The sequence below is a fragment of the Rhodopirellula maiorica SM1 genome (assembly GCF_000346295.1).
GTDB lineage: Bacteria > Planctomycetota > Planctomycetia > Pirellulales > Pirellulaceae > Novipirellula > Novipirellula maiorica.
The window spans coordinates 1-19,276 of record NZ_ANOG01000737.1; the positions used below are offsets into that span (position 1 = coordinate 1).

The 19,276-nt window shown below is 51.9% G+C and carries 14 protein-coding genes and 1 pseudogene; all 15 read left to right on the forward strand.

The features are described from left to right. Positions 1-886: pseudogene (locus RMSM_RS41250) on the forward strand (hypothetical protein); the annotation flags it as partial. 1,417 nt (positions 887-2,303) lie between these two features. Next, complete coding sequence (locus RMSM_RS23770; protein WP_008702517.1) at positions 2,304-3,071, forward strand: glycosyltransferase; 768 nt, start codon at positions 2,304-2,306, stop codon at positions 3,069-3,071. A 10-nt stretch (positions 3,072-3,081) separates the two neighbouring features. Then, complete coding sequence (locus RMSM_RS23775; RefSeq protein ID WP_144057909.1) at positions 3,082-4,338, forward strand: acyltransferase family protein; 1,257 nt, start codon at positions 3,082-3,084, stop codon at positions 4,336-4,338. A gap of 45 nt (positions 4,339-4,383) precedes the next feature. After that, a complete protein-coding gene (locus RMSM_RS23780; RefSeq protein WP_008702520.1) occupies positions 4,384-5,232 on the forward strand; it encodes an ABC transporter permease in 849 nt (282 codons plus the stop codon). Next, complete coding sequence (locus tag RMSM_RS23785) at positions 5,232-6,518, forward strand: ABC transporter ATP-binding protein (RefSeq protein WP_008702522.1); 1,287 nt, start codon at positions 5,232-5,234, stop codon at positions 6,516-6,518. The genes RMSM_RS23780 and RMSM_RS23785 overlap by 1 nt, the downstream gene beginning before the upstream one ends. Beyond that, positions 6,518-7,510 carry a class I SAM-dependent methyltransferase gene (locus RMSM_RS23790; RefSeq protein WP_008702524.1) on the forward strand — a complete coding sequence of 331 codons (993 nt, stop codon included), beginning with the start codon at positions 6,518-6,520 and terminating at the stop codon, positions 7,508-7,510. Before RMSM_RS23785 ends, RMSM_RS23790 begins: the two co-directional genes overlap by 1 nt. After that, positions 7,507-8,301 (forward strand): FkbM family methyltransferase, encoded by a 795-nt coding sequence (locus tag RMSM_RS37270; RefSeq protein ID WP_008702527.1) that lies wholly within the window; start codon positions 7,507-7,509, stop codon positions 8,299-8,301. The genes RMSM_RS23790 and RMSM_RS37270 overlap by 4 nt, the downstream gene beginning before the upstream one ends. Further along, on the forward strand, positions 8,298-9,560 hold the full coding sequence (locus RMSM_RS23800; protein ID WP_040769191.1) for a glycosyltransferase family protein: 1,263 nt from the start codon (positions 8,298-8,300) through the stop codon (positions 9,558-9,560). The genes RMSM_RS37270 and RMSM_RS23800 overlap by 4 nt, the downstream gene beginning before the upstream one ends. Then, a complete protein-coding gene (gene asnB, locus RMSM_RS23805) occupies positions 9,560-11,458 on the forward strand; it encodes an asparagine synthase (glutamine-hydrolyzing) (protein WP_008702530.1) in 1,899 nt (632 codons plus the stop codon). The genes RMSM_RS23800 and asnB overlap by 1 nt, the downstream gene beginning before the upstream one ends. Positions 11,459-11,545: 87 nt before the next feature. After that, the gene (locus RMSM_RS23810) at positions 11,546-13,774 is read left to right on the forward strand and encodes a glycosyltransferase (RefSeq protein WP_008702531.1); all 2,229 of its coding nucleotides are present in this window, start codon (positions 11,546-11,548) and stop codon (positions 13,772-13,774) included. Between the two features lie 75 nt (positions 13,775-13,849). Further along, complete coding sequence (locus RMSM_RS37275) at positions 13,850-14,692, forward strand: FkbM family methyltransferase (RefSeq protein WP_236622282.1); 843 nt, start codon at positions 13,850-13,852, stop codon at positions 14,690-14,692. Between the two features lie 143 nt (positions 14,693-14,835). Then, positions 14,836-15,933, forward strand: coding sequence for a glycosyltransferase family protein (locus tag RMSM_RS23820; protein ID WP_160168356.1), 1,098 nt, complete (start codon positions 14,836-14,838; stop codon positions 15,931-15,933). Between the two features lie 64 nt (positions 15,934-15,997). After that, complete coding sequence (locus RMSM_RS37280; RefSeq protein ID WP_160168357.1) at positions 15,998-16,813, forward strand: class I SAM-dependent methyltransferase; 816 nt, start codon at positions 15,998-16,000, stop codon at positions 16,811-16,813. A gap of 14 nt (positions 16,814-16,827) precedes the next feature. Continuing rightward, entirely contained in the window at positions 16,828-17,760 is a 933-nt protein-coding gene (locus RMSM_RS23830) for a sulfotransferase family protein (RefSeq protein WP_261340349.1), read from the forward strand. 44 nt (positions 17,761-17,804) lie between these two features. After that, a complete protein-coding gene (locus tag RMSM_RS23835) occupies positions 17,805-19,202 on the forward strand; it encodes an MBOAT family O-acyltransferase (protein WP_008702536.1) in 1,398 nt (465 codons plus the stop codon). Positions 19,203-19,276 lie beyond the last annotated feature (74 nt).

Here is a 19,276-nt window from a genome sequence, read left to right on the forward strand (position 1 = left end):
CGTCGCACAAATGCGTCAATTCGACTCGCGAGTCGACTGGGACTGCGAAGTCAGAACGGTGTACCACGAGCAGAACCAGGGCTGCCAAGCGGCGGTCAGCGGCGCGATCGATTGGTTCTTCTCGCACGTCGAAGCAGGCATCATTTTGGAGGACGATTGTGTTCCCGACCCTAGCTTCTTTACGTTTTGCCATGAGATGCTTGATCGCTACCGCGACGACACGCGAGTGATGTCGATTTCGGGCGAGTGTTATCCGGGAGCATGGCAGGATCACTGCGACGCTTCGTATTCGTTTAGTATTTACTCGCTGATTTGGGGCTGGGCAACCTGGCGGCGAGCTTGGCAGCATTACGATGGCTCGCTGGCGACGTTTCCCGACGATGTCAAAAGCGGTTGGATCGACCGATTTTTCCGGCGTGAATTTGTTCGCGACGAGTGGCTCGAGCATCTGTGGTACACCCACAACACGCCTGGTTTCACCTGGGATTACCAGTGGGTCTATGCAACGTGGATCCATTCAGGACTGTGCGTCATCCCAACCCAAAATTTGATCTCCAATATCGGCTGCGGCCCCGCAGCCACGCACACGGTCAGCGAAGACTGGAAGATGGCCAACCGGGTCGCCAGTTCATTGTCGTGGCCACTGAAACACCCCAGCGCCGTGCGGCGCGACTACTTGCTCGACGAAACGCTCGAGGAGACGCGTTACGAGATGACCGAGCCCGAGGAGGCACCGGAAGCGGAATGGGCCCCCGCCGTCGTCCGTCAACCGCCGCCCGATCCCTCCCGAGTACAACCGCCCGCGAAGAAGCGACTATTCAGTCGCAAACGATTCCGCCGCTTCCTCCGCCGGCTCGCCGGAGGAGCGAGGAGTGAGGAGTCGTAAGCGGGATCGCAGCAAAGCGAAGATCCGGCATTGCAGCGAGTGAAAAGGGGAGGACAAGGAGAGCGGGAGTGGCAGCCGCACGAAGCGGCTGGCGAGAGCTGGGAACACCTTTCTCGCACGCTTTATTCCTAACAACGCCCCTACCCAGCGCTAGCTAGCGTCGCCCCTGACCTCCTCGCAGGGGAAGCAAATCACGCCAATGGCCCATAAAGCCGATCGACTATGCTGACGAGACTCTCCACGACTTTTGCTACAGCTTCCTCTTCCCCCGCCATTTTTCAATTTAAAATTGTCAATTTAACTTTTCCAAACTCCTCTCCCTGTCTCCCTGTCTCCGAGACTACCCACGCCCCCCCTGTCCCACCTCCGGTCTATAGCCACGGGCTCGACAGAGAATTTCCTATCACAACGACGTGGGTCAAAAATCAATACCGCTATAATCCTACTAAACGCCGGTAACCGGTTTAGATTACCGTAAGTTCATGGCGAGCGTCCTTGTCATCGACGAAGGGGTCAGTCAGGATACTTTTGGTGCTCCAAGGGTTTAGATGTACGCATTGAATTACCTCAGCAACCATGGTCCTGCAATCCCTTGAATCATCTCCGTCTCCTATTGGAAGAGCCAAGCAACAGCGGTTAGGAGAAGCAAAACGCCTCCCAGACCGATTGCGGCATTCCATCGCGTATTAGGCTGAAGGAACGTACGGCATCAGTGCCGCCAACTCGATCGCAAAATCGCGACAGATGCCAATTAAACCGCGTGGTGATTGGTCTGGTAAAAGGACATAAGCAAGTGCCACTAGGCATGAACAGCCAACGAGGCTTCAAAGGGTGGGTGCCACCCAAGTGGACGAAGTCCGCGCCGACACCTCCTTAATTCCGTTGCAACGCCGAATAGACTCACTAACGTTCCCATCAACAACCTGCCAACGCTTGGTGTCTGGGACTTCGTGTTCAACAATCGATCAGACTCTTCCGGTCTCTGGAATAGACAAGGTGCTCGGACTCCCAAGGCGAATCATTTCACGCAGCCTAGAGATTTCTAACAAACTTTCTTGGTCACGCTGAAGCAGCAGTCATGCGAGTTCTTGTAAATGGCCTTTCAGCGAATCATCCCAGTGGCCGTCATGTTTTGCATGGCCACATAAAGCAATTGGCGACCTGGACTCCGGAGCATGTTTTTGACATGCTGGTGTCGCCTGACAACGATTTGGATGAGTCTACGTTCCCAACAAACGTTCGCTATGTTTCTGTTCCACGATCGGTGCGTCGCACCAGTAGTCGGATAATTTGGGAAAGAAGCCAAATTCCTAGAATCATTCATCAGCAAAACAGTGATCTGTATTTTACGCCGACCGGTACAATTCTCTCACGTTGTCCTGTACCTCAGGTATCGTTAGCACAAAATCCTTGGTGCATGACGAGGGAAGTCCCCAAGACAATCACGCAGCAATTTATCGGAATGCTACAGCGACGTGCATACGCCAAGGCACAACGGTCCGCGGATTTAATGACTTACAATTCGCATTACATGCGAAACCTGTATCGTCAGAATGCCAACGCGGACGCGGAGCACAGCGAGGTTGTTTACCAAGCGATTGGTGATTCGGCACACATCGCCGCGCGTGAACAGCAGATACAAAGGTCGCCCAACACGATCCTGGCAGTCTCGGGGATGGCGGCATGGAAAGGTGCAGATCAATTAGTACTTGCTTTGAAACGTTTGCGGCAACAGGGTATAGATGCCAAACTGCGGTTGGTCGGGCCATGGCCGGACCCCAGTTACAAACGTCTCGTCCTCGATCTGATTAGCGAATCGAAACTGCAAGAGCACGTCAGCATTACGGGCAAGGTTCCTCGCAAACAGCTTTATGAAGAAATGGCTGCGGCAAGAGTCTTTGCTTTGCCGAGTCGCTGTGAGTCATTCGGTATACCTGCTGTGGAGGCCCAAGTGTTTGGCACACCCGTGATTGGCAGCAGCACGACTGCGATGGCCGAGATTGGTGGCCTAGGCGGAGAGTATTGCGATCCCTGGGACCTTGATGCGTTGGTGCGATTGCTGACGCGTCATCTCACGGACCAGCGGCATTGGCAGCTATTTTCCGATGCGGCTCGCGAAAATGCATTAAAGTATCGCTGGGACGTCTGCTCGCGACCACTGTTGCGGATGTTCATGCTTGTCTAAGAATTTCAGCTTGTCTAAGAAACCGTGCGATTCATTGCTAGACCAATCGCTGCTAACGCAATGCAGTGTAGCGGACACCATGAAAAAGTCGCACGGTGCATGCCACTCGACCGTCGAGTCGTCATGCGGAAGAACTTCAACCGACCGGCATTGGTGGTCATTACGCCGATCCATTTCGCCGGGACGCAGCTACGTGCCTGTTATCGATGGGCTCCGCTGCATCGCCATCCTCTTCGTGGTCGTTTACCACTTGAACGACTATCTCGTTGCCAAAATGGGTGCCTGGGAAAGAGCTGAACTACGCGAAAATCCATTGTTCAATTTTTTCCATGTCGGCAGCTGTGGCGTCCCACTGTTCTTCGCCATCAGTGGTTTCATTTTGTCGCTACCATTCTTGGTGCACAGCAAACAAGGTTCGGCTCCCAACCTGAAACACTACTTTCTGCGACGCGTCACTCGCTTGGAACCGCCATATTTGATCAATTTGGTCATCATTTTCGCATTGCTTTGCATTGTCAATGGTCAATCGTTCGCAGAATTATTACCTCACTTTGGTGCAAGCTGCCTGTATCTCCACAACCAGATATATGGCCAGATGAGCCAGATCAACTTTGTCGCTTGGTCACTGGAGATCGAGGTCCAGTTTTATCTATTGATGCCACTGATTGCATGGTTATTTTTCAAACGACGGGGACGTGCTCGCCGCAGTTGGCTGTGGTTGATACTGATTGCGATCGTCGCCGCCAAGACGCTCTATGCCGCTTCGGCTCCGACTCGTTTGCAACTATCGTTACCTTTTGTGCTGGACCATTTTCTGGTTGGCATTTTGTTAGCCGATATTTTTGTCAATGATTGGCACCAAAACCCGAAACGGTCGCATGGGTTTGACGCTCTTGGTGTCGTTGCCTGGACCGCATTGGTGTGTCTTCAATTCGAATCGAGAACGCTATACTTGTTTCCTTTGGTGATGTTAGTTGCTTACATTGGCGCGATCCGTGGAAAGCTCATTCACGCTCTGTTGACAGCCGGCCCCGTCCCGATCATTGGTGGAATGTGTTACACGATCTACTTGTTTCATTTCTACATCATTAGCTTCGTCGGCCGTGGGATGTTGCCTCAAATCGTTGGTTTCGGTTACACATCAGCCATCCTCTTGATGATTGCCACGATCGTCCCCACCGTCATCATTGTCAGTTGCATCTTGTTCAAACTTTTCGAGCAGCCATTCATGAACTGGCGACCATGGTCCCGCGGGATCGCAGCATAATACAGTGTTATCTCCAATCCTCTCAGGACGAATTCGTTGTCGGTCATGAAGTCGTCTCCTCCACGTCCCACTGAATCGCTTCCCATCACGGTGATTGAGGCGCCAGCGGGGATGTTCACATTGAATCTCGCGGAACTTTGGCGTTATCGCGACTTGCTGATGCTATTGGCTTGGCGGGATATCTCAGCTCGTTTTCGTCAAAGCTTAGTGGGCTATGGCTGGGCCGTGTTGAAACCGTTGCTTTCGGCTTTGATCTACACGCTGATTTTCAGTGTCTTTGTTCGAGTCGAAACCGACGTGCCCTATGTTATCTTTGCCTTCTCTGCATTGATTCCCTGGATGTACTTTTCGGCCTCACTTGGTGGAGTGACGGGGAGCGTCGTTGGTGGTGGATCGCTGCTGACGAAGGTTTACTTTCCACGACTGGTGTTGCCATTTGCCAGCGTGGTGGTCGGTCTGGTCGAGTTGCTGCTACAGTTGGTTGTCGTTGCAGGGCTGATGGCTTGGTATCACTACATACCAGGGTGGCAATTAATATGCCTACCGATTTTTGTCGCATTGACCGTACTGACAGCGTTGGCATTTGGGATTTGGTTGACCGCATTGAACGTGCGGTATCGCGACGTTGGAATGGCGGTGCCATTCTTGATTCAAATTTGGATGTACCTCTGTCCCATCGTCTATCCAATCACGCTGGTCCCAGAGAAATGGCGAGCACTTTACGCACTCAATCCAATGGTGGGCGTCATCGAAGGCTTCCGCTGGTCGCTATTGGGTACTGAAGCGCCCAACTGGCAAATGATGACCATTAGTTTCGCGGTTCTCACGGTGCTACTGATAGCCGGATTGATCTACTTCCGCAAAGTGGAAACCACCTTCGCGGATATTATTTGATGTCAACCGCAATCAAGATCGAAAACCTTTCCAAGCGTTACAAACTTGGGCTGACCCATGCCGGTTCGGTACGTGAATTGGTGAACCGCACGGCCTCGCGATTAATGGGTCGGTCCTCGAAACCCTCGGCATTGTCAGCCGAGGATCCTTCGCGCGTCGATAGCGACGGAATGTTCTGGGCGTTGCGAGATATTGACCTCGAAATTCCGACTGGTGAAGCGATCGGAATCATCGGTCGTAACGGCGCGGGCAAAAGTACGCTCCTGAAAGTCCTCTCTAGGATCACGCAGCCGACCGCAGGCCGTATCGAATTGCGTGGACGTGTCGCCAGCTTGTTGGAGGTTGGCACAGGCTTTCATCCCGAGCTAACAGGCAGAGAAAATGTCTATCTGAACGGTACGATCTTGGGAATGACGCGTACCGGGATTCGCAAACGGTTCAATGAAATCGTTCAGTTTGCAGGCATTGAGAAGTTTATCGACACTCCTGTGAAACGATATAGCAGTGGCATGACTGTGCGGCTGGGTTTCGCAGTGGCAGCGCATTTGGAACCTGAAATACTGATCGTTGACGAAGTCCTGGCAGTCGGGGACATCGAGTTTCAGCAGCGATGCTTGGGAAAGATGGACGAAGTCGCCTCCAGCGGTCGAACGGTATTGTTTGTCAGCCATAATATGGCGACCGTTAGGCAGCTAACAGAAAGGTCTGTTGTACTAAAGCAAGGATCCATTGCGTTCCTGGGGCCAACTGAAGAAGCCATCGACGTTTATACCGCTAACAATCGCGACGTCGCCAATGATTCGGGACGTCGGCAGATGGACGGTATGGGCGAGCGGGTTCGCCTCGAATCGATCCGGTTTCAAAAGAACGATACATTTTTCGAAGTGGACGAACCGTTGATTATCGACGTTGTCTCACGTTCGCTGGAATACTCTGGAGACGCCCGCATCTCGCTAACAATGTACCGCGGTGATGGCGCTCCCGTTGGAAGCTGCTTCTCGAGAGAATCTGTTTCATTACAAGCCAACAACACGACGAAAATCAACCTGCAATTGAACGATTTGAGGTTAGCACCCGGTAGTTATTATTTCGCAATCTCGATTGGCACGGGCAACCATCAGACCGGGTTTGTTGATTTCGATTGCGTGACGGATGTACTCCATTTCGAAGTCGTGCGGCCGGTGCTGGATAGTGGCGTGGTAGCAATCTGGCATAACAGCTGGGGAGCCATCCACTTGCCTACTCCGATCGTCACTTCACGGAAGAGTCTGGAAAGTTACCAGTAATGGCAGCCGCAACGATTCATTCCTTTAAAAAACCGACGAACATCACAACAGAACAAGTCGTTTGTGTATGTGGTAGTCACCGCTTGATCGATCTTGGCGAATGTCGCACTCCCGGATTATCGCGATGCAGCGAATTCGAACATCAAGTCAGCACACAGGTTGCCCCCGGGCGATTATATCGCTGCCTCAACTGCCATTTGGGACTGCGGTTGCCGCGCCCCAACGACGCGGTCATCGCATCTCTCTATGAAACGCTTCCTGCGAATCGCTGGCACAAGGCTGCGGTTGAGGGCAGTGCGCAACATTACTTGATCAAACGGCTCAGAAACCGACATCGCGAACCATTGTCAATTTTGGATATTGGGGCCTTCGACGGCAGTTTCCTCGCAGCGATTCCGAATGGCTTTTCCAAATCTGCTATTGAACCCTCTGACGCTGCGGCGGATCTGAAGAAAAACGGGATCATGGTACTCAAACCATTTCTCAAACCAGCAAAGGATGTCGAAGCCGGGCAGTATGATATTGTAACGATGTTTGATGTGTTCGAGCACCTTGCTGACCCTCTGGAGGGCATGCGTTCGGCTATGTCCTATGTGCGGCCAGGTGGCAAATTGTTCGTTGGCACCGGAGATATGGATCATTGGTCCTGGCGGCAAACTCAAGGAACACATTGGTACCTCGACCCGATTCAACATCTCGCTGTGGGCAGTCGTAAGCACTTTCGATGGCAGTCAACACAGCTCAATGCATCGTCCTGTCGTATCTTTGCCTTCAGTCATCAACCAGGCACACTTGGTCAACGATGCTCACAAGCTTTAACCACAATCTATTTCGGGGCTAAACGACGCGGTGGGATCAGCCGGGGACTTGTTCGATTGATGAATCATTTTCGCGTTTTTCGTCAAAATGCAGGCAAGGATGCGATGCCGTACACCCAACAATTGCACGACCACTTGTTAGCAGAATACACGCGAGCCGAGCTGGGGAAATGAAAAACATAATTCATGCTCTGTTTGGCTTCGTGGGTCTGGATGTACGTCTCAAAAGTCGTCTGCTTGCCACTCGGAATGAAGAAAAACGGTTAGCCCAGCTCACGCCCTGGAAGCAACTATTGCGATACAACCCGGCCACAATATTGGATATTGGCGCCAATGACGGGTATAGCGTGAAAGTATTCCGTGAATGGATGCCTGAGGCTACGATCTATAGCTTTGAACCGATTGCGGATTGCTTTCGGCAAGTCGAGCAAGTCCTAAACGAAACCCCGCCGGGCCAGGCATTTCATTTCGCATTGGGAGACACCAACGAAACCTCGATCATCCACCGAAATCAATCCACGCCCAGTTCGTCGCTTTTGCCGATGGACGACCTGCACCGTGACGAATTTCCCCATACCACTAACTTCGTCGACGAAACGATTCAAGTTAAACGACTAGATGACGTTGCGGATCAGTTGCAGATTGTCGGTCCGCTGATCGTCAAGATTGACGTTCAAGGGTTTGAGGATCGTGTGATTCGTGGCGGTGAACGGACGCTAAAAATGGCGCACGCAATCATCGTCGAACTGTCGTCCTACTCACTGTATCAAGGGCAACCATCGTTCGCAGATGTTCACTCTCAACTCGATCGCCTGGGTTTCGTTTTCCGCGGCACGGTCGACCAAATGCTCAGTCCCCACGATGGACGTGTTTTGCAGTTCGATGGCTTGTTCGAAAACTTGCGATTTCAAATGGAGAGCCAGTCCAAGGAATCGCAACTGGCAAACGTCGTGCCCAACAAATGACGTCAACTAACACTTCAACCGTCCTGACCCTCAGTGGCACAATTCCAGGCGAACCGGGCGTGGGCGGAGTGATCCTGAATGAATTGAAGCAGTCCGTTCCTTCAGACTCACTCAAGTTCATTCCGATTCCTAGTCGTCAAGTGATCGATTTGAGTTGGCTCGATCATGCTACGGACCTAGCCGGTCATGTCGTGCGAAAATACGAGACGGGATGGCGTCCCGTCAAAGGAATCGCTGGGGAGGCTCTGGGTTGGCTTGCGCGGAAGGCCTTGTTTGAGAGACACTGCACTCAGCTGACCCAGCAAATTTGTGCAACCGATGCCGCAAAGCATTGCGACAAGATTTGGGCGATTCTGGATTGTCCGACGGTGATTCAAATTGCAACAGGTGTCGCCAAGAGGTTGAACAAACCATTAAGCATTTTGGTATGGGATGCGCCCGAGTTGCTGGTAAATTCGCTGAATATGGACCGCTGGTCGGCTTCCAACATGCTCTATCGCTTCAGCAAAACAATCCAACACGCCGAATCCGTGGGGGTGATTTGCGAGCAAATGCAAACCGCTTACATGAATCAGTTTGGACCTAAACCCTATGTGATCCTGCGTCTTGGTATAAGACGCGACATGTGGTACTCCCCTGGTCCGCTTCCGAACTCAAACCGGATCATCATCGGTTTTGCCGGCTCGATAACAGCGCAGCAACCGTTTCGTCAACTAATCAAGATGTTAGATGAAACAAATTGGCGGATTCATAACAAAGATGTCACGCTGCGTCTGATTGGTTCACGTTACACGCTCGATGCGCGCCAGCCTCAAAGGATCGAATATTTTGGCTGGTGCAGCTTATCCGAAACCGTGCGATTGTTGGCGGAATGCCACATGTTGTATTTGCCTCAACCTTTCGAAGCGAATCTCCGGCCGTTGGCCGAACTGTCGTTCCCAACGAAATTGACGACCTACGTTGCCGCAGGTCGTCCCGTGTTATTGCACGCGCCCCGCTACGCTTCGGTTACTCCTTTCTTAAACGACTATCCACTTGGCTTGGCGTGTCATTCTTTGGAGACCGACTCGCTTCGCCGATGTGCCGAGCAGTTGGACCGGTTGCCAAATGAATCCGTAGCCGCAGCGATCGACGCGGTCCGGCATACAGAGTTCAACGATTCTGTATTTGTCAAACGATTCAACCAACTTATTGGCGCGGCGTCTAATGCGTCTGGCCTTACGTCCGCCGCAACCAAAGAGATCGAGCAAAACGCCTGATGTGCGGTATTGTTGGGATTCTGCGAACCGATGGGCAAATCACCTGCAACGGTGACGTGCAGGCGATGACCGATCGCCTGGTCCATCGAGGCCCCGATGGGAATGGTGTTTTCGTGGATGGCCCGGTGGGCCTGGGACATCGTCGGCTGTCGATTATCGATTTGGTCGGAGGTCAGCAGCCGCTTGGAAATGAAGACGGCAAAGTACATGTGACTTTCAACGGCGAAATCTATAATTTCCGAGAATTACAACGGCACTTGCAAGCCTTGGGCCACGTGTTTCGCACATCCTCGGACACCGAAGTATTGGTCCACGCCTGGGAGGAATGGGGCACCGACTGTGTAAGCCATCTGCGAGGCATGTTTGCGTTTGCGATTTGGGATGCCAGAAAACAGCAGTTGTTTTTAGCGCGAGACCGCGTGGGCATCAAGCCGCTGTTGTATTCGTGGCAAAACGGCTACTTGGCGTTCGCTTCGGAAATGCAGGCGTTCGCGGCTTTGCCTCATTTTGAAGCATCGATTGATGTGCAGGCCATCGACCAGTATCTGCACTATCAATACATTCCGGCCCCTCGCAGCATCTACACTCAGGTGCGCAAACTTTTGCCGGGCCACTCCGTATTGGTCGACGCTCGGCGCCCCCAAGAACCACAGCAGATTCGGTACTGGCAATTGCAATTTGCCCCCGACCGTAGTTTGAATGAGGCACAATGGATCGAGCGTATCGATATCGCATTAGAGGAAACCATCCGCACCCACCTCGTGTCAGATGTTCCCTTCGGTGCTTTTTTGTCTGGCGGAATCGATTCCAGTACTATCGTTGCTTACATGAGTCGGATTCTCGACCAGCCCGTCAAGGCGTTTTGCATCGGACACGCGGACACGTATTACGACGAACGCAATTGGGCGAAAGAGGCCGCGAGAGTCGCCGGTGCCGAGTATTTCGAAGAGGTCGTGGAACCGGATGGACTGGAGTTACTGCCAGCCTTGGTTCAGCACTATGGCGAACCCTTTGCCGATAGCTCTGCCATCCCAACTTGGTACGTTTCACGTCTAGCCCGACGGCACGTCAAAATGGTGCTTAGTGGTGACGGTGGCGATGAACTGTTCGCTGGGTATCACGCCTACGCGGCTGTGTTGTGTGGTCATCGCAAGCCGATGGAAAGAGGACGGCGGCTACGTCATCAATTTGCCAATGGAGCTCGCCGCGTCGGATTGTGGCCGTCCAATCCCAGCGTCGGAGATAGTAAATACGCACGCACGGCAGCGATGCAAACAGCGGAGCGTGCCGAGCTGTGGCGTCCAGAATTCCTTCATGTCATGGACACGACACGTTCGGAATTTGATCAGCGTTTCAGCAATGTGCAAAGCCGCGAAATGCTGAATGAACTACAGGCCTTCGATATCGCCAACTACATTCCGTTCGACAACTTGACCAAGGTTGACATCGCCAGCATGTCGCATGGGCTGGAAGTCCGTGTACCGTTGTTGGATCACGTTTTCATGGAGACCGCGGCACAAGTCCCACCCGAACTGAAGTTAAAACCCAATCTGGGCAACGGCAATGGTCGACTGGAAACGTTACAATCCCCAACGGCAGTTGTGGGCAAGCATCTACTCAAAGAAAACGCGGGGCAGTTTTTCTCTGGCGAATTCTTGCATCGAGAAAAGAAGGGGTTCGAAGTTCCGATTCGCAACTGGTTTGCCGATTCTCATCGCGATGAACTGCATGACCGGTTGAACAGCAGGGACACCGAACTTTCTGAATACTTTTCCCCAAAAGTCGTCCGCCGACTTGTCAATGCTGCCAGCACAGACAAAGTTGCGGCATGGAAGGCGTGGTCATTACTCGTTCTGGATGAATGGTTGAGGAGTCGTCAGTCGTCCGTTGTCGGTTAGGAGTCCCACTCCTAACTTTCGGCTGCTTGCTGACGTTTACAACTGAATACGGAACACCCATCGACGAAACCGCTGCGGATCGCGTTAGTGCACGTTGCCGACCGTGGCGGCGGGGCCGAGCGTAGCGTACTGACGTTGCACCAGTCCTTGCGAGAACTGGGACACGACTGCCGATTGTTTGTGGGCAGCAAGATCTTGGACGAACCAGGAGTGATCGAGATCGAGCAACGACGTCCAATTCCTGGCGTACTGCGAATCACTCGTCGGCTAGAGCAAAAAGGGATTCAAAATCTTTATGCACCTTGGTTCCGCAACCTACCCGACATGATTGGTGAAGCCGACATTGTTCATTTGCACAGTTTATGGAAAGCGCGACACGGTTTTGCCGACCTGACCGGCATCTGCCGGATTGCCAAAAGATACCCGACGGTGATGACGCTACGAGAAAGCTGGATGATGACAGGCCACTGTGCCTGTCCGACTGGCTGTGATCGTTGGAAAACAGGATGCGGGAGCTGTCCTGACTTGCAACGAGTACCGTCAGTGCAAAGTGACTTTACTCGCTTCAATTGGCAGCGAAAACGCACGACAATTCAACAATCCGATCTCCACATCACAACGATTTCGAATTGGCTTCGGCAACAGGTCCAGCAAAGTCCGATCTGTGAGGGAAAAAAGGTGCATGTTGTTCACAACAGTGTGGACGAACGCAGTTTTTTCCCTGGTGACATGTTGGCCGCTCGAAACGCACTATCGATTCCGCATGACAAGTTCGTCGTGCTGCTGGCTGGGCAAAGCATCGAAGGCGTCCATCGAGGCATTTCACAGCACGCTGTAAAAGCCCTGAATCGGCTTGATGACCATGGCATACACGCTCTGTTAATTGGTCGCTCCGCAGGCGACGTGGCAGCAACGTTGAACACTCCCTCTAGCACGGTGCCTTACCGCGAATCGCCGCAGGAAATGGCACAATGTTATCAAGCAGCTGATTTGACAATTGTCCCTTCGGAATACGAAACTTTCGGACGAGTCGCTGCAGAGTCGTTGTTCTGCGGCACTCCAGTACTCGCGTTTGCAACCGGCGGTCTCACCGACATCGTTGTGCCAAATGTTTGTGGTAAGTTGGTGCCCACTGGCGATGTCGATGCGTTGGCTGCCGGTTTGGCCGACTTGAAATCAAATCCTGATGCATTGTTGAGGATGCGAAATGACTGTGTTTCGCATGTTCGCGAGCGGTTCGGCACCAAATCGATTGCTGTTCAATACGGTAACGTTTATCAAGAAGTCATTGCGGCACGAAGCATGAGACCAGGTGATGAAGGTGGTCCCGTTTCAACCGCGAATATTCCAGCGAATAAATTCACAGCGTCCACCACGTCGAAGATTTCGTGCGTTATTCCGGCATACAATTGCGAGGCGTGGCTACAGAGAGCGGTCGAATCCATACTCGCTACCCGATACGCTTCGCTGGAAATATTGATCGTAGAGGACGGGTCGACCGATGAAACGCTGCAAGTCGCCAATCAGTTAAAGGCTCGACATCCACAAACCGTTTGCGTATTGCAGCATGGTGGTGGAATGAATCGCGGCGTCTCTGCTTCCCGCAATCTCGGATTGCGAAACGCATCGGGCGAATGGATCTGCTTCTTGGACGCGGACGATTACGTGTATCCAAACCGTTTTGAATCAGCCACAAAGACTCTTATTGATCAACCGGATGTCGATGGCGTGCATCAACTTGCGGAAATGGTGTTCCCCGATAAAGAGACCTGCGAACAATGGTGGGAGTGCTCGCCTTACTTTGGTTTTGAGCACTCCATCGATTCGTCGGCCTTACTGGGGCGGTTGCTAGAAGGGAAATGTTGGGCGACCAGCGCAATCTTATTCCGCAAATCGTTGCTTGAGCGAACCGGCTTGTTTGACGAAGGTCTCCAAATCGCGGAAGACTGTCATTTGTGGTTCCGTATGGCAGCAGTTGGCAAAATTGTGTCTGGCGATCTGAACGCGCCGGTAAGTGCTTACTGGCGGCGAATCGACAGTGCCTATCAACCGTCACCGTTGCAGCGGTTGCAGATGATACGTTCGATGGTCAAATTCCTGAATTGGGTATCCACCGCCGACGTCCCCGCGAAAGACCGGGATGAAGCCAAGAAAGCAATCCAGCAATATATTCTGCGTGGTCTGACAAACGCCCGTTTCGCAAAGCAACGCACGCTGGCATGGTCGATTGCCTGGCAAGCAGTTCGTCAATTGCCGTCCATTTCGATCAATTCCAAATTCTGTGGCCAAGTCGCGCGCTTGGCAATCGGAAGGTAGATGTTCAAAACCGCCAAAACGATCGTGAAATCGTGCCTGAGAAATAGCGTTCAGTTACGCTTAAACCATTTTCCGTTGTCGCTGTCGACCGCTGAATGGTACGCCGAGAAATTTAAACGTTGGCCGGCAGTTTTCGATGATGTAAATCATGTCAAACACCAGCGACTGCCCGCAGGTATGGAGATGAATCTTGGCGTTGTGGACGTTATCGAACGAACGCTACGTACGACCACCGAGTGGGATCCGATCGTAGAAAAAACTCTGCTGAATTGTTTACAGCCCGGTCATGTGTTTTTTGATGTTGGTGCAAACATCGGCTACTTTTCGCTGCTGGCATCGCGGTTAGTCGGCGATTCGGGGCGCGTCGTCAGCTTTGAACCATCGGCGCGGGCCTTGTCAAAATTAACCGCTCACTTGTGTCTAAATCGTTGCAGCAACGTCACCGTGTGTAGCCAAGCGATGGGCGAATCGGTACACACAGAGCAATTACACTGGGCACCTGAATCCAATATCGGTGGCTCCACCATTGCTCGCGGTAAGCCATCCCAAGGTTACAGCGAGTCCATCTTTATTCGTCGTCTAGACGACGTTGCCGACGAAATGCAATTGGCACCAGACTTGATCAAACTCGACATCGAGGGTTTTGAACTCTTTGCCCTTCGGGGCGCCCAGAAACTGCTTGCTGAGCATCACCCTACCGTGGTCTGTGAATTGACCAACCAGTTTTTACACGATCATGGCCAAAGCGGTAGCGAGATGCTGTGTTTGATGCGTGACCTGGGCTATGAGGCTTGGTTGTTAAATCTCAACGATGCAGGCGAACTACGAGCGACTCATTGCGACGACGATCAAACCCCCGCCGACCAAGCAGAAATTCTGTTCTCTACAACGGCGCCTCCTTTTTCGCAAAACGACTAGTACGCAAATACATCTTTCGTACAAAAAAGTCATGCTGAACGATGCTATCTAGTCTATTCAAACGATTTTCCACCAATCGACGCCAAAGGAAGTTCCGCGCCCGATTGTCGGAGCGGCTTCAGAAAGAATGTATCGAGTTGCAATTGTCACTTGATCAGCACACGCCGCGCGTCATCGTCGTAAAACAAGATGTCAACGAAGACTTGTATTGCTGTGCCCCAGATGCCGATGCAGCAGAAATCATTCAGTCGACGTTACTTCGAACTGGGCCGGTTGGATTGTTTACCGAATTGGCTGCCGATTTCCGTATCGTGAAAACGCTCGACGACATCGAATGTCAAGTTTGGCAGGAACGCGCAACGGAGTTGAAATGGGATACGCTAGAGTTTTTTTCCAGTTACCGTGATCGAATTCCCGGCCGTGACTACGGGCAAAACCGCTGGGCAATCGCCCCGGAATCCATCGACTGGAATCAGTACGACATCGTCGTCAGTATGGATGTTTGTATCCCAAAACGCATCACCGAGCGATATCCAAAAACGCTTTGGGCCTATTACATTCGAGAGATCAAAGCTCCTTCGTACCAACTGTCGTTGCAACATCCCGCAGTGGGACAAGACGTTGTCTTCAATCACTACTTCCGAATGGCCCCGCCGAAATTGCCGTCGCACGTCGTCGAATTCCCTTATCACTTGCATCGTCCCGGCTGTTTTCACCGGTTGTTTGATATTCAACAATCCAGCGAGCGAAGAGGCGTCTTCGTGGACCATCACACGATGGTAACGATGCAGGCGAAATGGCGTACTGCGTTGCAGGCATTCGGCCCTATCGCCAGTACGATTCACGAAGGAGACCGGGAAGTCATTCCAACGTCCGAAAAGTTAGCGCGGCGAACGATGGATAGTGATCTTCGCGAGCGACTGCTCAATAGTAAATTCTTTTTAATCACACCGGGGCAGCGACACGTGTTTGGGACGGCGCTTGTGGAGGCGATTGCTGCGGGGTGTTTGGCGATCGGCAATCCCGAAAGCCTCCGAGAACATGGGTTCTTCTTCACGTCGCATACGGCAGCACGCACAGTCGAAGAAGCGATTGAAAAGATGCAGTTGCTAGACAGCGACCCTCGGCGATACCGAATCGAGTTAGCACACCAACGAGAACTTGTCGAATATTTGTGCTACATCCGCCCAATGAAACAATTACTTGTTGCTTGGCGGACGAAGGTCGCGATTGACAAATAGTTGGCACTTGTAGTGTACATACAAACGGCCCCCAAGAATTGCACCACAACCAAGATTTGTGTACGTGAAAAAACTAATCCCCCTCACCGCTCGAGATCGATATCGCCCTGCATACCAGCAGGTGCTTAAATGGTTTCAGCGTCAGCATCAAACCATCGTTCAATCCTCGGTTTTCCCCAAACCGTCAGCGTGGCATGACGCCAAAAAAGAGTTTTCCGATGTGATCGATTCGGCACAACTGTACGCGATTGCGGGTAAGGAATTCGGAATCCTGCAGGTCGAAAACGAGATCGTTCCATTTTTGGACTATGTCGCTGAGCACACTCCTGTTGTGATTGGGGAGATCGGACTGAAGCATGGTGGAAACAGTTTTATGTTTCTCCGTAAATTACAAGATGTCACGTTGTATCTGGGCATGGACTTGGTGCTAGAGAATATCAGCAAGTTGAAGTTCTATCGCCGTGATCAGCAGCAAATGTATATTTTAGAAGGCAACTCCCAACTGCCGGCCATCGTCAACAAGGCTCGTCAGCACCTAGCCGGCCGGCAATTCGATTTTCTGTTTATCGATGGCGACCACGAATACGCGGGAGTGTTAGAGGATTTGATTCAGTGGTACCCCTTGGTGAAGCCGGGCGGTTTGATAGCGCTGCATGACATCGTGCCTGATGAAGAAGCCAAAACGGGAGTACGGCCAGCCGGGCGTCTATGGGGCGGCGGCGTTTACAAATTGTGGGCCAACATCAAGCCGCACTTCGAACATAAAGAGTTTGTCAACGACTGGGATCAGGGAGGATTCGGGATCGGAGTCATTACCAAACCGGACGATCATCCGCTCTCGGAGGAACTAGTTGCCCAGTGGAAAGCGGACGGTGAATGAACCAAGCAACGAACATGTCCACGTCATCACAAACTAAAGTAGATTCTAAATCGGCTGACGGTACGCGTCCTTTCCGATTTATCTTTGTGGGCGGAAGCGCACGATCGGGAACGACACTCGTACAAAAAATGCTCTGCGCCCATTCGTGTGTCTGTGGAGGACCGGAATTCGATCATGCCGTCCCCGCGATGAAACTGTTTGCTCGCATGTCCAGCCCGCAACAGTTGGAACGACAAAAGTTCTACTACAGCGAGGAAGAAGTCAGCGATCGGTTTCGAGAATTTTATGCATCACTGTTTGACGGGCTCGCCAGTCGCAATCCCGGCTTGAAGTATGTATCCGAAAAGACCCCGGCCAACATTGCCGCCGCCGCCGATTTGCTACGGCTGTTTCCGGATGCCTTCTATGTGAACGTCATGCGTGACGGCCGAGATGTGGTCCTTTCCCATCAGAAAGTGTTAAATCGTTTCAAGCAACAGCATGGGAAGAAAGGCAAGAAATGGTGGTTCGAATATTCCGTGCGTGATGTCAGTCGAAAATGGAATTCGGATATTGAACGGTATTATGAAATGATGGCGTCCGATTCGATCTCACCGCGTATCATGAATGTCAAATACGAGGAAATTGTTTCCCACCCTGAAAAGGTACTCAAACCGATACTCGAAAAACTTGGTCTCGACTTTGAACCGCAATTGTCGAAACCCGAATCCGTCGACAAGGAACAGCTCGGATACAACGTCAACGTTGACGGTGTGTGGTACACCGATGGAATGTTCGACCAGAGTCTGAACAGTTTGTCAGTGTCAGGTTGGCAGAAAAATCTGTCTTGGCCAAAACGCATGCTCGTAAACTTCATGCAATGTCGCAACCTGCAGCGAGTTGGATATCCCGTCCCACCATCCGTGCTTCGGCTTCGACACATTGTCGATTATCTACGCGGAAGGTAATTGAATAAAGTCAGTCGTCGGTAGACAGCTGACAACACATCCTCATGTTTTTCAACAGCTTCGACTTTCTCCTTTTCTTTGTCGTGGTATTTGCGTTGCAGTTGGCGCTACCTCACCGGCCAAGAAATGCGTTTCTACTGCTTGCCAGCTACTTTTTTTACGGCTGTTGGGATTGGCGTTTTCTAGGCTTGATCTTGTTATCGACGGTCGTCGATTATGTCTGTAGCCACGGCATTGCGAAGAGCCGCGATTCGACGCGGCGCAAACAGTTATTAGCATTCAGCATCGTCGTCAACCTCAGCATCCTGGGATTCTTCAAATACTTCAATTTCTTCGCTGATACGTTCAACGCGATTGCTACCTCAAGCGGGCTGGCGTTCTCCAGTTGGACCCTTAACATTGTCCTGCCGGTTGGCATCAGCTTCTTTACGTTTCAGACGATGAGTTACACGATTGATGTCTATCGTCGTGACTTAAAACCGCTGACCAGTTTCATCGACTTTGCATTGTACGTGGCGTTCTTTCCACAGCTTGTGGCGGGACCGATTGAACGGGGCACCCGACTCGCGCCCCAAATCAAGGAGGGCCGCCGAACGACATGGACCGGCGTTCAAGACGGCAGCTGGCTGGTGGTGAAAGGATTGTTCAAGAAAACAGTGATCGCCGACAACATGGCTCCGATTGTGGATCAAGTTTTCAACAACCCTTCTGCGACTGGCCCCGAAGTATTGCTGGCAGTTTACGCATTTGCCTTTCAAATCTACGGTGATTTTTCGGGATACACCGACATCGCTCGTGGAATCGGCAGGATGCTCGGTTACGATCTGATGTTGAACTTTCGACTGCCTTATTTGGCCACGAGCCCTAGCGACTTTTGGGGACGATGGCACATCAGTCTATCGACGTGGCTTCGCGACTATGTTTACATTCCGTTGGGCGGCAATCGCATTGGATCATTCAATACGATTCGCAATTTAATGCTCACGATGGTGTTGGGGGGGCTGTGGCACGGTGCAGCTTGGACTTTTGTCCTGTGGGGTGTTTTTCATGGTGCATTGCTGATTCTTTTCCGTACGTTTGTAAGCGGACCAGAACCGAAATTTGCGACGGCCCATTGGTGGATTCGTGTGGCGATCATGTTCCACTTGACATGTCTCGGCTGGATGATTTTCCGAGTCGAATCCCTTGGCCAACTGGCGCATTTGTTCGCTGCAATGGATACCTGGATTGTGACCGAGCAGTCAGCTCATATCTGTTGGATGCTGACGCTGCTGTGTCTTCCGCTGATATTGGTACATCTACTGGAAGAAAAATCGAAGGACCTGGATTTTATTCGAGGCCTCTCTCTTTTTCCTCGCACCATTACCTACTCGACTGCGATGGCATCGATCCTGCTGCTAGGCAGCTTCGGCGGACGCGAGTTTATCTATTTCCAATTCTAAATCACTTTCCGACATTGCCACCGAGTACACTGGCAGCCACGGCGATCGATATGTCGCCGGAGAATTGCGATGGG